This window comes from Paenibacillus sp. oral taxon 786 str. D14 (genome assembly GCF_000159955.1).
GTDB classification, from domain to species: Bacteria; Bacillota; Bacilli; order Paenibacillales; family Paenibacillaceae; genus Fontibacillus; species Fontibacillus phoenicis.
Genome location: NZ_GG695978.1, coordinates 144,579 through 158,465, shown reverse-complemented (window position 1 = coordinate 158,465; position 13,887 = coordinate 144,579). Strand labels below are relative to the sequence as shown.

The 13,887-nt window shown below is 51.6% G+C and carries 11 protein-coding genes; all 11 read right to left on the bottom strand.

From position 1 onward, the window contains the following. Positions 1–89: 89 nt before the first annotated feature. The 11 genes from metG to POTG_RS13130 all read right to left on the bottom strand — a co-directional run bounded on the left by metG (position 90) and on the right by POTG_RS13130 (position 13,730). Positions 90–2,111, bottom strand: a complete 2,022-nt coding sequence (metG, locus tag POTG_RS13175; protein WP_009225326.1) for a methionine--tRNA ligase — start codon at positions 2,109–2,111, stop codon at positions 90–92. A gap of 414 nt (positions 2,112–2,525) precedes the next feature. Further along, entirely contained in the window at positions 2,526–2,807 is a 282-nt protein-coding gene (gene yidD, locus POTG_RS13170) for a membrane protein insertion efficiency factor YidD (protein ID WP_028538267.1), read from the bottom strand. Position 2,808: 1 nt separating this feature from the next. Further along, the gene (locus tag POTG_RS13165) at positions 2,809–3,270 is read right to left on the bottom strand and encodes a Fur family transcriptional regulator (protein WP_016311681.1); all 462 of its coding nucleotides are present in this window, start codon (positions 3,268–3,270) and stop codon (positions 2,809–2,811) included. 151 nt (positions 3,271–3,421) lie between these two features. Then, positions 3,422–4,705: a cellulase-like family protein gene (locus POTG_RS13160; RefSeq protein ID WP_036645275.1), complete on the bottom strand. Its 1,284-nt coding sequence runs from the start codon at positions 4,703–4,705 to the stop codon at positions 3,422–3,424. 52 nt (positions 4,706–4,757) lie between these two features. Continuing rightward, entirely contained in the window at positions 4,758–5,561 is an 804-nt protein-coding gene (locus POTG_RS13155) for a carbohydrate ABC transporter permease (protein WP_009225322.1), read from the bottom strand. Then, complete coding sequence (locus tag POTG_RS24355; RefSeq protein ID WP_269724338.1) at positions 5,558–6,109, bottom strand: carbohydrate ABC transporter permease; 552 nt, start codon at positions 6,107–6,109, stop codon at positions 5,558–5,560. The genes POTG_RS13155 and POTG_RS24355 overlap by 4 nt, the downstream gene beginning before the upstream one ends. Before the next feature lie 39 nt (positions 6,110–6,148). Further along, positions 6,149–6,496: a carbohydrate ABC transporter permease gene (locus tag POTG_RS24350; RefSeq protein WP_198136200.1), complete on the bottom strand. Its 348-nt coding sequence runs from the start codon at positions 6,494–6,496 to the stop codon at positions 6,149–6,151. Positions 6,497–6,565: 69 nt separating this feature from the next. Further along, on the bottom strand, positions 6,566–7,960 hold the full coding sequence (locus POTG_RS13145) for an ABC transporter substrate-binding protein (protein ID WP_009225320.1): 1,395 nt from the start codon (positions 7,958–7,960) through the stop codon (positions 6,566–6,568). A 75-nt stretch (positions 7,961–8,035) separates the two neighbouring features. Further along, complete coding sequence (locus POTG_RS13140) at positions 8,036–9,799, bottom strand: sensor histidine kinase (protein WP_009225319.1); 1,764 nt, start codon at positions 9,797–9,799, stop codon at positions 8,036–8,038. After that, a complete protein-coding gene (locus tag POTG_RS13135; protein WP_009225318.1) occupies positions 9,792–11,384 on the bottom strand; it encodes a response regulator transcription factor in 1,593 nt (530 codons plus the stop codon). The genes POTG_RS13140 and POTG_RS13135 overlap by 8 nt, the downstream gene beginning before the upstream one ends. A gap of 153 nt (positions 11,385–11,537) precedes the next feature. Next, entirely contained in the window at positions 11,538–13,730 is a 2,193-nt protein-coding gene (locus POTG_RS13130; RefSeq protein WP_009225317.1) for a stalk domain-containing protein, read from the bottom strand. Positions 13,731–13,887: the final 157 nt, after the last annotated feature.

Genomic DNA, 13,887 nt, shown 5'->3' with positions numbered 1-13,887 from the left:
ACAACAAACAAAACCGCCAGAGGAAGGTTCCTCTGGCGGCCTGGATGACTTGCGGTGAGCATACCGCAAGTCATCGCTTATCCGTCTGATTATTTTACGATCGCACCATTTGGCATCGTATCCGGCACCGTCGCCAGCGTCAGCTGATCGCCTTCCGAAGCGGCGAGGATCATGCCTTGCGACAGCTCGCCGCGCAGCTTCACCGGCTTCAGGTTCGTCACGCAAATCACTTTGCGTCCAACCAGCTCCTCCGGCTTGTAGAACTTGGCGATGCCCGACACGACCTGGCGCTGCTCATAGCCTAGATCCAGCTGCAGCTTCAGCAGCTTGTCGGCCTTCGGCACCGGCTCGCAGGCGAGCACCTGCGCGACCCGCAGCTCTACCTTGGCGAAATCGTCGATGCCGATTTCGTCCTTCTGCTCCGGCTTCTCCACTGCCGGTGCCGGCGTCGACGCCGAAGCGGCAGCCGGGGCGGCAGCCTCAGCCGCCGGCGTACCCCCGGTCATCGAGTTCGAAATAAACTCGATTTCCTGCTCTGCGTCGAGCCGCGGGAAGATCGGCTCGCCTTTGACGAGCTTCGTTCCGGCCGGGATCAGGCCAAACGTCTTGGCGCTCTCCCAGGTCGTCAGCTCCCCGGGAGCGATGCCGAGCTGCGCCCAGATCTTCGCCGGCGCCTGTGTCAGGAACGGCTGCAACAGGATCGAGGCGATACGCAGCGACTCGGCCAGATGCGCCATGACCGAAGCGAGCTCGCCTTTCTTCGCTTCATCTTTGGCCAGCACCCACGGCTGCGTCTCATCGATGTATTTGTTCGTTCGGCTGATAAACGCCCCAATATGGGTGAGCGCCACGGAGAACCCCATGTTCTCCATAACCTCCTCTACCTTGCGGACCGTATCCAGCGCCGCTTGCTCCAGCTCCGCATCAAACGCCGTGGCGTTTGGCTCATAAGCCGGCACCTCGCCGCCAAAATATTTCTCCATCATCGCCACCGTACGGTTCAGCAGGTTGCCAAGGTCGTTGGCTAGATCGGAGTTCACCCGCTGTACGAAGCTTTCCGGCGTAAACGAACCGTCCGAACCGAACGGCACCTCACGCAGCAAATAATACCGGGTAGCATCAAGCCCGTAACGGTCGATCAGCACGTTTGGATCCACGACGTTGCCCTTGGATTTGGACATTTTCCCGCCCTTCATCAAGAGCCAGCCATGGCCAAACACCTTCTTCGGCAGCGGCAGCCCCAGCGCCATCAGCATAATCGGCCAGTAAATCGTATGGAAGCGCACGATTTCTTTCCCCACGAGATGAACGTCTGCCGGCCAATACCGCTCAAACAGCTCTTGATTGTCCGTACCGTAACCAAGGGCCGTGATGTAGTTGGACAACGCATCGATCCACACGTACACGACATGCTTCGGATCGCCTTTGACCTTCACGCCCCAGTCGAACGTTGTGCGCGAGACGGCCAAATCCTCCAGCCCCGGCTTGATGAAGTTGTTGATCATCTCATTCTTGCGGGACTCCGGCTGAATGAAGTCCGGGTTTTCCTCATAGAACTTCAGCAAACGATCCACATACTTGCTCATCCGGAAGAAATAACACTCTTCCTTCACCAGCTCTACCGCATGGCCGCTCTCCGGGCTTTTCCCGCCGATCACTTCGCCTTTTTCATTGCGGATGACATCCACCAGCTGCGATTCCGTATAATACGTCTCGTCAGGAATGCTGTACCAGCCTTCATATTCCCCTTTGTAAATATCCCCTTGCTTCAGCAAACGGTCAAAAATCGCCTCCACGACCTGCTTATGCCGCGGCTCCGTTGTGCGGATAAAGTCATCGTAGGAAATGTCCAGCTTCTCCCACAGCTGCTTGATCCCCGCCACGATCCCGTCTACGAACTGCTGCGGGGTTTGGCCTTTTTCCTTCGCTTTCTGCTCGATCTTCTGTCCGTGCTCATCCGTCCCCGTCAAATAGCGGACATCAAAGCCGCGCAGCCGCTTGTACCGCGCCATGGCATCCCCCGCCACCGTCGTATAGGCATGGCCGATATGCAGCTTATCGCTTGGATAATAGATCGGCGACGTAATGTAAAATGTTGGTTTGTTGGACATCGCGATTCATCTCCTTTTATTTCATGACAAATACAACAAAAAAACTCCCGCCCCATATGGGGCGGGAGAGTTCTCACGCGTTACCACCCAATTTCCCCGCTCCTTCACAGGCTGCGGGCTCCGTTGGTCGAAATTCGACCGTCCGTTAACGCCGGACTCTACGCCATCTCCTTACCGAAGCGCTGCGCATAAAGCGCACGCTGCTCGGCTCAAAGACGGTTCCTCCCGGACCATATTCCAAAGACGCTCCAGACCGGTTTGCAGCTCCCCCGGCTCTCTGTGGCTGGATCCAATCCTTGTACTCATCCGTTCACTGGAAAGTATTGAGGTTGAGGTTGTTCATTTCAAACTTTATATTAAAAAAATTTCCAAACCGTGTCAAGCCGCGCTGGAGTTGGTCTCGCACAAATGCGATTAGGCTTGTCCGCCGCTCAGCGGAGGCGTGCCTTGCTCTCCCCCGCGCTTCTTCTCTACCTTAGGGGGAACCGGATCATAACCGCCCGGATGAAACGGCTGGCATTTCACGATCCGTTTGGCCGCCAGCCAAGACCCTTTCAGCGGGCCATGGACCTCAATCGCCTCCAAAGCATATGCCGAGCAGGTCGGATAAAACCTGCAGGTTGGCGGCTTGAGCGGCGAAATAAACTTGCGGTACACGTGGATCGGCGCCTGAAACGTTTTGCGGACGAGCCCCATCTCAGTGCACCTCGTGTTGCTCCGGCGCGGCATCCTGCGGCTTGCCGTCCGGCCGGCAATTTTTGCAATACCCAAATACCTCAAACTTATGCTTCACAACCTGGAACTGCTCCGGCGCATCGGTCAGCGGCATCGGGCAGAAATGAATCGGATACGTCTTCTCACATTGCAAGCAGATCATATGATGGTGATGATGCCCTTCACTGCTGCAGCTGGCTCGGAACTTCAAACCGTCCTCAAATACGACCTGCTCCAACACCCCCAGCTCCTCCATCACCCGGAGGTTCCGGTACACGGTATCAAAGCTAAGGCCGCTGTATTCCTTACCCATATATTCATAGACGTCCTTAGGGGTCAAATACCCGTCCCGCTCAGCGAACAGTTTGGCCAAGCTTTTGCGTTGGTCGGTAATCCGCAGTCCCCGGCTGGACATCACTTTTATAATCTCCTCGGTCGACAGCATGTGACATTCCTCCCGTCTGCACCTTCGTTCCATGCGTCTCTTCTAATAATGCCCCAAATTCACAGCAGCGTCAATTCGACGGGATCCAACTCCGCGAAACGTAAAAAAGCCCCTTTGCCTTAAAGAAGGCAAAAGAGCGTTAGCGTCTATCTCAACTGTTCAAAATAAACCGGTTCCACTTCTGCTGCCAAGCGACGTCGGACCAAAAGGGATGATGAGGAGCGCAATTGGAGCAGAGCACCATGCCCCAAAAGCCGTGCTCCATCCCTTTTCGTATGGCGTATTCCGCAATAGCTTTGCCGATCGGACCTTCCTCAAATTGGGCGAACAGCGGCGTATAGCCGACATATCCTTCGCCTATAACAACCGGAATGTCGTGCTTCTCTGCCCAATCCGCGGTTTCCTGAAACCGTTCGTCCACCTTCTGCAGCATCGCTTGCTTATGTGCGCCGTAATGCTCATACAAGTATAAATCCCATTTCACCGGGTCGCACCAGTCATGGACGTACATCAGCTTTAGTCCGACCGGATTTTCATGCATTCGCCATTCCTCGCCGACGGGCAGCCGGTAGTCCTCAAACGGCGGAGCATCATCTCTTAGTAGAGATCGTACCAAAGCATTAGGAAATTTAATATTCGGATTACGGATCCCTGTCTCCTCCATCAACTGCTGCAATACGCCGTTAATATACATATGAAAATGGGCGACCTCCTCGTTACCCGGCACACTGTCTTTGGAATAGGGTTCGTTCAGCGTGTAGCAGCCGGTGATCCGAAGATCGGCATGCTGCTCTTGTAAATAGGCAAGCGCCTCCTCCACATAAGACTTCGTATACCGGATCAGCTTGCCAAGCTGCCGGGACGGGATACCCGCCTCCAACGCCATCTGACTCAACCGCCCAAACTCGATCTCATTATGCAATTCCACGTAAGCGATGCGGTCCCCAAGCCCAGCCGCTTTGACGAAGCGGATCAACTGATCCATCGACAAGGCCAAAGCCATAAATCGTTCCTGCGGCGGAATCGCCTGCAGCGCTTCGAATAGCTCCGGAGTTTTCAGGAAGCTTGGGCTCTGTTGATACTCCCAAGAAGATAGGATGATGAACATGTCATATTGCTTTGCCAGCGTGAACAGATTTAATAAATGCTGGTGACCATCGATTTCCGCACCACCCTTGCAATTATACCAGCGTGTCCTGACTCCCACTGAGCCAAGATTGGAGAAGGCCAATCGCCCATGGCGCGGGCCGTCCGCCTTAAACAACAGGCAGGGCATCGCGCAGATGCGAATCGTATTGTAGCCCCTTTCCACCGCCTCCTTGAAGCATTGCTCCAAATCGTGAAACGGCTCACCCGGCATCGTCATCGTATACCAGGAGAAATCCCACATCGTTATGGTCAGTTTGCGGGGAAGATGCGTGCTGATCTTGTACATTCGATTCACCTCTTAGATTAGAAGCTTGATTCCGACGGTTCCGCTTTGCCCCTTATCCCTTCACGGCCCCTGAGGTAATCCCTTTAATGAATGAGCGGCTGCCAAACAGGAAGATGATCAGAACAGGCAGTGTCGACAACCCCAGCGCCGCCATTCGGGCACCATAATCGGTCCGGTGGACAAACCCCAGCGTTGAAACAAACAGCGGGATCGTATAGTTATCGCTGTTATTGATCGTAACTAACGGCAGCAAGTAGTTGTTCCATGACCAGAGAAACACCAGCGTCGCCAACGTGGCCAGCCCCGGCTTAATTAACGGGATAACGATGTTAAAGAAGATTCGCGGCTCCGATGCCCCGTCGATCCTCGCGCATTCGATGACTTCATTTGGCACCGTGTCCTTGATAAACTGCACCATGAAAAAAGCGCCAAACGACCACGCGCTCCAAACCAGAATGACGGAGAGAAGCGTATTGCCGAACCCCAGCGTTCTCATCTCGATGACGTAGCCAATCAAGCCAACCTGGCTGGGGACCATCATCGTAATGATAATGAAATAGCGAAGAAAGCTCCTCAGCTTAAATTGGTATTTAGCTACCGCATAACCGATCATCGTAGCGGTGAAAACGCCGATAAAAACTGCGGATACCGAAACGATCATACTGTTCAAGTAAACCTGTACGAAGTTGGTCTTAAACACGGTTTTCAAGTTTTCCAGCAAATAATCGGAAGGAATCAACGGCAGGCCTTTGAAAATGTCTTCAGAATAATACGTCGACATCATCAACATCACATAAAAAGGGAACAGCGAAGCGAGGGTAACTAGGCTGAGAAACGCCCATTTTACGATCTTCATTCCTGATCCCCCTTCCCCATGGAGAGCTTATAGCTGGCGATTGAGAAAACAACGATCAGCATGAACAAGGCATAAGCGATCGTCGCACCATACCCAAAACGAACATTCATAAACGAATCGTTGACGAACTTCCAGATGATCGTCAGCGCCGCATTGTCCGGTCCGCCAACCTGGCTAGCCGTCCAGCCGCCGTACAACAGCTTCGGCTCGTCAAACAACTGCAGGCTTCCGATGATTGAAGTAACAATGAGGAACACGGAGATATTTCTAAGCAGCGGCAGCGTGATGCGGGTGAAGGTATGAAGCGCTGTTGCTCCATCCACCTTCGCTGCCTCGTAGACATCTTGGGAAATGGCCGTCATCCCCGCTAAATAGATTGCGATAAAGTAACCCAAATTCCGCCACACGATCATAATTGCGATGATGATCCGGGACAGCCAGGGGTCCTGTAACCAGTAGATCCCGTCCTTAAGCAAGCCCATCTTTACGAATAAGGCGTTGATGATCCCTGTCTGCCAGTCAAACATAAAGGAGAAAATGAAGCCTATGGCGACAGGCGTAGTAATATAAGGCAGAAAATTCGCCGTTTAAAAAAACATACGCCCGTTGACCATGTTAAAAATGAGATAAGCCAGAAGCATGCCGGATAAGATCAGGGCCGGTAACGACATCAGCAAGATGACGACCGTGTTGTAAATCGATTTGTAAAACAACGGATCTTTTGTAAACAGCGTCACATAATTGCTGAATCCGACAAACCGTTTCTCGCTGACACCGTTCCACTCGTGAAAACTGAGGAAAAACGAATATACGACCGGATAAAACTGAAACGCCAAATACAGAAGCACGAACGGAAGCGAAAACAAGTATGGCCACAGCCGAAGTCCAAGCCGCTTCCTCGGCTTGCTGTTGACGACCGTTTGGGCATTCATCATGGTTGGTCCCCCTTTCAGGAATCAGTTGGGGTGAGAAACGAGACGCTCTCACCCCGGCAATCCTCCCGATTAGTTAATCGTTGCCTCAGGGGCCTGATTTTTGACAGCTTCCTTGAATTGCTCCAGAGCGCCGTCCACACCGATGCTCGTATCCTTCATCCACAGCGGGAATAGCGAATTAAACGCCGTCTGCACAATCGAATCGTATTTCGTTTGGGTCGATCCCGTCACTTCTGGCACGATGTCGTCGTAGAACGTCAAGCTCAGGTTTTGATTAAAGAACTGATCCAGCTCGGTTCCTGCCTCAAGCCAATCGCGATGCTCTTCGAAGAAGCTCTTGATCCCTGGCATATTCCCCAGCTTCTTGTAGTTCGTTTCCATTCCTTCGGTGGACAAATAACAGAAGTAAATGTAAGCCCAGGCCGCTTCCTTGTTCTTGCTGTTCTTATAGACACTGACAGAGGTTCCTCCGTACGTGAAGCCGCCTTCAGGCGCGGCCATCAAGCCCCAACGCCCGATGCCGTCCGGATCATTAGCCTGCACATTCCATTTGGGACTCCACGGCGCCATCGGGTAGAAAATATTATCACCTTTCGCAAACGACGCGTTCCATCCCGGGGTATACCCCTCATATTTGCCAAGAATCCCGGCGTCCCGCATGGCGAACAGCTTCTCGAACGGCGCCTTCATTCGCTCCGTCAGCTCAATCGTGGATCCATTAATGTATGGCTGTTCGGTTTGCCCTTTCAACACGCGGTAGGCGTCGTCGAAACTGGCGATCATCGTAACCGCACCGCCGCTTTTTTGTTTGACTTCGATCCCTTTTTGGATGAAGGCATTCCAATCCGGCAACAGCTTGGACAATTCGTTTGGATCGTCGGTGCCCAGGTATTCCTTGGCCAGGTCTCTCCGGTACCCGAGTCCAGCCGGTGTAATCGATTGATCGACGCCAACCAGCTCGCCTTTGGTGTTCGAGAGAAGCGGCGGCAAATAATCCAGCAGCTGGTCCTTGGAGAAGTGATAAGGAGCTTGCTCCAGATTGTCGAGCACATCGAGATCAAACAACTGCCCGCGGAAGTTCATTTCGCCCAATATGACATCAGGCACCTCAGAGCCGGATGCAATCCCGCTTTGCAGCTTTTGCATATAATCGTTATTGTTGACGACGGTGTATTTCACTTTGATATTCGGGAAGACTTTGTTGAATTCCGGCACCATCGTGGTCAGGAAGGCTTCATCCCAATCCCATACGACGATTTCTCCTTCAATGTTTGTGGGAATCCCGCCGAGTGAAGGAGCTTCCCCTTCGGCGTTGGACGAAGTCCCACCCGAATTCGACGGTGGCTCACTTGTGTTCCGATTGGCGGCAGAATCATTCTTCGCGCAACCAGCCAATACCGCCGCGATCATCATCGCCAACACCAAGAGCGTCACCCAACTCTTTTTCAGACGCTTGTTCTTCATATTTAACCCCTCCCACAGTCTGTTTGTATCCGCTTACACCGTGATCTTATCATCGCTAGCGATGGGGTTAAAATCTCACAACCCGGTTATTTTACGCATAAATCGGCTGTCTTCCGCGGTGGAGTCCCCGTCCTCGATGGTGAAAGGGAGGCGAATCCTTACTTCCGTTCCTTCGCCCGGAAAGCTCTTGATCTCGAGGCCTGCCTGCGCACCATAGTGAAAATTCAGGCGTTCGCGAATATTTGTAAGTCCGATTCCCGTGGAGGCATTCTGGATTGGCGGTACCGTTTGGGATGTGCTGATACCGATGCCGTTGTCGCGGACGGACACCTCGATAAACCGATCCGATCTCCGTGCAGAGATCCCAATCCAACCTTGCCGTTCGGAGGTGAATATCCCATGATAAAGCGCGTTTTCAATAAGCGGCTGCAGCATCATCCTTAGGACTATGCAGGGCAAAAGCTCCTCCTGAATGTCCCATTCGATTCGAAAACGTCCGGGATAACGGCAGTCCTGGATGGCAGCGTATTTATTCACCAGTTCTATTTCATCCTCCAGGGTCGTAAACCAGGCATCATCGCCGATTTTGATCGTGTTTTGCAAGAGATGGATCAACGAGGCGGTCATGTCGGCCACCTCCTTCGTCCGCCCTGCATGTGCTAAATAAATTACGGTATTTAACGTGTTATAAATAAAATGAGGGTTCATCTGCGACAACAAGAGCTGGATCTGCATGTTGCGTTTTTCCTTCTGTTCTTGCACGAGCGATTCGATCAGCGATTTCAAATCCTTCATCATCCGGTTAAATCCAAGCCCCAGCAGCTCCATTTCGTCTCCGCTTCGGATCTGCAATTCGATATTCAAATCGCCTGCGGACACTCGTTTCATCGCTCGGACCAGCTTCGAGATCGGCCGGGTCAGTTGCACGAGCAGAGGAAGCAGGATCATCATCACCACGATGAGGCTTACGGCCACAATCAGCGTGTAAAAGAGCAACAGCTTGTTAACCCGCTCGTACAAGCGTGATTTGGAGATCACCGCAACTTGTCTCCAGTCCTCCTCCACGGAATCATCAACAATTTCGATATATTTTCCCCCTTCCGAATCGGTATCCGTCCAACGAGTCTCTCCGGGGTTGCTGTCGAACAATGGAACGCCGTCCTGATTTAGTAGAAGCAGACGTTCGAAATCCTTATTGCTCTGTTCAAATAAGCTCGCCAGATCTTTTTGATTGAAATCCAGCACGAGGTAATACCGCTCGTCGCCATCGTCCTTAAAGTTCCTGTAATTTACGACATAACTGATCACCTGTTGCCGACGGTTGAGAAAAATAAAATCATGCGGATCCGAAAAACGCGATTCGCTGCGTCCCATCCGGTAATCGGCAAACCAAGCCTGATTCAGATAGTCTTTGTAGTAGCTGTCATACCCTTGGTAATTGGAAAACACCTCGCCGTCCGGCCGGATAATCATCACGTTTAACAAGCTAGAGTTCATGACGGGAAACAGCTTCAGCTTCTCTCTAACCTTATTTTTCTTGAAGTAGCTCTGCTCGTACGTATCGTTTGGATCTTTGACCATCAACGCATTCACCTCGGAATCGCTGATGATATATTCCGCGGTTTCACGTAATTGCTCCTGCATACGATTGATGAAAGAAGAGGTCTGTTCCAGTTTCGTCGTATTGTCTCGGACGGCTTGTTCCCGCATGATATCCTTGACATACGAATAAGTGACCCAACTGCTGGCCAATAGTGACGAGGATAGGATCAGAGCGCATACGGCAATAATTTTGGTGCGGATCCGAGCACGCATTTTAAATCCGGATAAGTTACTCATCGTGATATTGCTTCCTTTCCGAATACTCCAGAGGATGCTGTCCGGTCACACGTTGAAACACTTTACTGAAATAATGGCTATTGCGGTAACCCACTTTTTCCGCCACCTCATACAACTTGTATTGCCCTGTCGCCAAGTAACGCTTGGCTTTCTCCATGCGAACCTCCGTTAAATAGTCCAGGATCGTACGGCCGGTTTCGTTTTTGAAGCAATGCCGCAAATGATCGCCGCTGATTGCGAGATGCGCGGCAATTTGTTCGGTGCTTAAATCTTTGGCATAATGCCGGTTAATGTATTGGATCGCTTTCCTGACCTTCGCTGAATAGACGTCCCTGTGCTCGTCCTCCATCGCGGCTCGGAACTGTTTTTTAAACCAACGCGCAATGCCGGACACCGAAGTCCAATCATCAGAACCCTCAATATCCCTGTACGGTTCATCGCGAAAAGCAGACCTTCCCTTGCTCATGCGAAGCCGATCCAGCTCCTTGGACAATTCATTACAGAGCATCCGCAATTCCTCAAGTCGGGCCATTTTCTTGACGAGGGTAAACATGGCGTCGATCTCCTCTTCGACTTCGGCAAGGCGATGCTCCTCCGTATAATGACGTAGTCGGTGGATCCACGCTTCCCAATCTGTCTCTTGGCTATCCGCTGCTGAGATGGTGCCTTCCTTTTCTTCGGAATACATCAGCACGCTGTCCATCCCAGTAAAAATACGCAGATCCAGCGCCCTATCCGCCCACGCCGCGGCAGCGAACAGCCCCGTTGCCTCCTGAAACACGGACGAGCACGCGACGGATACCGTTCCCCCTATAGAAGAAACATGCTCGGAATACGCTTGTTTCAAATGCGCGCTCCACTGAAAAAGTTCCTCATGCAGCTGCCTTCGGCTGACCATGCCGTCAAATCCAAGCAAAACGCCGATCCGGGTTCCCTCCGCCGCAATGGTAAACGTCTCAATCCAACGATATTTCGTTCCGTCCTCGACCCCCCATGGCATCTGAATCCCCGTATCTCGTGTGACCATAGGTCGACCCACTGCCGGATAAGGGGTATCGAACTCTAAAGCGATGTACACATACTGGGATCCAAACGAGGCCATATAGTTAGCAAGCGCTTTCAATTCTTCGTTTGAAAGTTCTTTTCCTGCCTTCGCCTGCTCAAGCAATGTCTTGCTCATTTTTCTTTGGATTGCCTTATCCTTATCGATGGTATCCCGGAGCTTCTCCAGTTCCAGCGTTAAGGTCTCCGGCGTTAATTCGTGCTTGACCCAGTAATCATGTACGCCAATCCGCAGTGACTGTTTTACGTATTCGAATTCCTTATAGGAGGTAAGAATCACGATCTTGGCTTGACTCCCGGCTTCCGCCAGCCTCTCGCTCAGGATCAAGCCATCCATGCCAGGCATCCGAATATCCACAAAAATCAGATCCGGTTTCAGCTTGGCCGCCAATTCCAACCCTTTCCGCGGATGAACGGTTTCTCCGGCTACGGTAAACCCTAGGCCTTCCCAATGGACCAAACGCTTCAAGTGCTCGATGGCCAAAATCTCATCGTCGACAATCATCACCTTCAGGTGGTTCATAATTACCCCCTCCTTTTCCTTGCTTTCTTTCAACTTACAGGAGAAAGCGAATTCGCACAATTGATTTCATGCGCAACTTGATGGAGGATCTACTGATTTTGGACGCAAAAAAAGCACGGCGCTCTCGCGCCGTGCTTTAAAGTACATTTCTGTTTATTCGCTCTTCTTCTCCGGCAATTGCTGGAACAGCAGGTTGACGGACAAGTTGCTGCCCGGAGCTGCCGTGAAGACCAGATCTACAGTTTGCTCGCGCTCACCGGTGCGGAACAATACCGCATTCTCGTTAGGCGCACTAAGTGAGCCGGAGGATGGTAAGCTGACAATATTTCCGTTGACCATAATTCCGCCCATATAATGGCCGCCGCGCGGGTTAAACGTGATCAGCGTGTTAGGCGCAACCCGATACAGCTTCACCTTGTAGAGAACGCCGAAGTTTCCGGCATTCATGCGATACTCTCCGGTTGGACCATCGTATCCGATCAGGAATGGATCGCTGGAGTTGTCGCCGATGAGCAACCGGGACGGCGTATTGCCGATCAGCTCGGTCACTTCAATATTGCGAGTGGCTTCCATATAAGTGCCGCGGTTATGGATATCAGGCTTTAAGACACTGAGATAAGGCAACGTCTTAAATGGATCTTGATCCTGATCAACCATCATGACGGTATAATTTAAGGTATGATCGCTATACAAATCCGCAAACAGGGAGATGACATCCCCTTGCTTCATCGCCGTAGCGCTCAGCTCATTCAGGATAATCTTGCTTTCTCCAGGAGCAAACCATGTATCCTTGTATTTGCTGCCGGTTTGCATCGATTCGTAATAGCGTACGACCGAAGCTTTCCCTGCAGCCGTTGCATAACTGCTTGGTCCGCCAAAGCCTAGACTGCTCTGCGTCAACCGCGTCGTTTCGCTGTTGTTGTTCGTCGCGATGACGTACATTTTTACCGGCTTCCCAGTCGAATTAGCGTGGTGGATCATGAAGCGCGTATTCCCAATCGCCGATTCCTTATACAGAATCCCTTTGGAGTAGACCGTTTCCGGGCTGTTGCTCCGAATCAACGTAACCGCATCGGAGGTGAAGGCATACCGAATCCGCTCCCAGCTTGGAACCTGGGTCCCGTCAAACGTATATTCTTCCCCAACCGGAACGAACAGCTTATTAAATTCGTCCCGCGTGTAGAGCGTCTCATTCGTAATCGTAATCGTCTTCTCAACGGTCGAGTACAAGCCAAATTTATTGACAACCTTCAGGCGGATCGTCATTTGACCTGGGGTAAAGAACGCCAGCTCTTTATTCTCCCAAATCCGCTCGGTGATGCCGACTTCATCCGTACTGAGGTCCGTATACGTGATCAATTCACCCATTTTGTAGGTGTCTTTGTCTGTCGTAAAATTCGCCACCGGCGGTGTATGCGGCTTGTCTACATGAATCGTCAGCGTAAACGGATTACTCCACTGGCCGCTGGAATCCTGCACCCGGTAAGTTACGGTGTAATCCCCCGGCGTCATGAAGACATCCTGGCGTCCAATCCATTCCTCGTTCACGATCGGTAGCCCGATTGGCGAAGTCGCATTGGTGATATATTGAACCTGTGTTTCCCCGGCGATGACTTCTTTGTTGCCGATGCTAAACGAAGCGACCGGCAGCGTGTTCAAATTCACGATCACCCGTTTGCCAACCGCATCATAGGAATACGAGATGTTTAACGCCTTCGTGATCGCCGTTAACGGCACCATGAAGTTGTTTTGCGCAGAATAGGATTTCCCCCGCATCGTCTGCGTCACACCGTTAACCTTATAATAAGTCGTATTCAGCTTAAACCGCAGCTCGTCGTTGCCTCGCTTAATGATCGTTTCTTTCGTTGTATTGTCAAAAGACAGCTGGAATCCTGCACGCTCCACAATGGCCCGGATCGATATGTAAGATACGCCGTCTTTCACTTCCATCGGATAACCGGCAATGTATTCCTTCCCGTTCTGATACATCTTCTTGCTGTTCACCATCAGAATCAGTTGGCCGGAGTTGCTTTGGCTCTGCATGCTTGGGTCTGCAGGCGTCGTCACCGGACTTGTTGGCGGTACCGTTTCATCTCCGGTTTCCGTCCCTTCCTGACCCTCTTCTGGAACCGTCTCTCCTGTCGTTCCATCGTTTGTTCCTTGATCTGCAGGCAGATCGCCAGGCTGCACCACATCGGTTGTTGTCCCGTTCACTTCTAACTGTTGTGTTCCGGTCTGTGGTTCCAGACCGTTTCCTTGCCCGATTTCCTCCGCGCTGGCTGGAAGCACCATAGCCACTTGCGATGCGACCAACATCGTGGTGATCAACAATCTCTTAAATTTCATGCCTTAACTCCCTTACTCTCCCATTTTGTGTTACTCCCTTTAACTCACACTGTATTAAACGCATGTATAAAAGAAAAGTTGCTGACAAATCAAAACAATATATTAGCAAACTCCGTCGTTCGTTGCCCGATTTTTCTTATTTTTTGACAAATCTCCG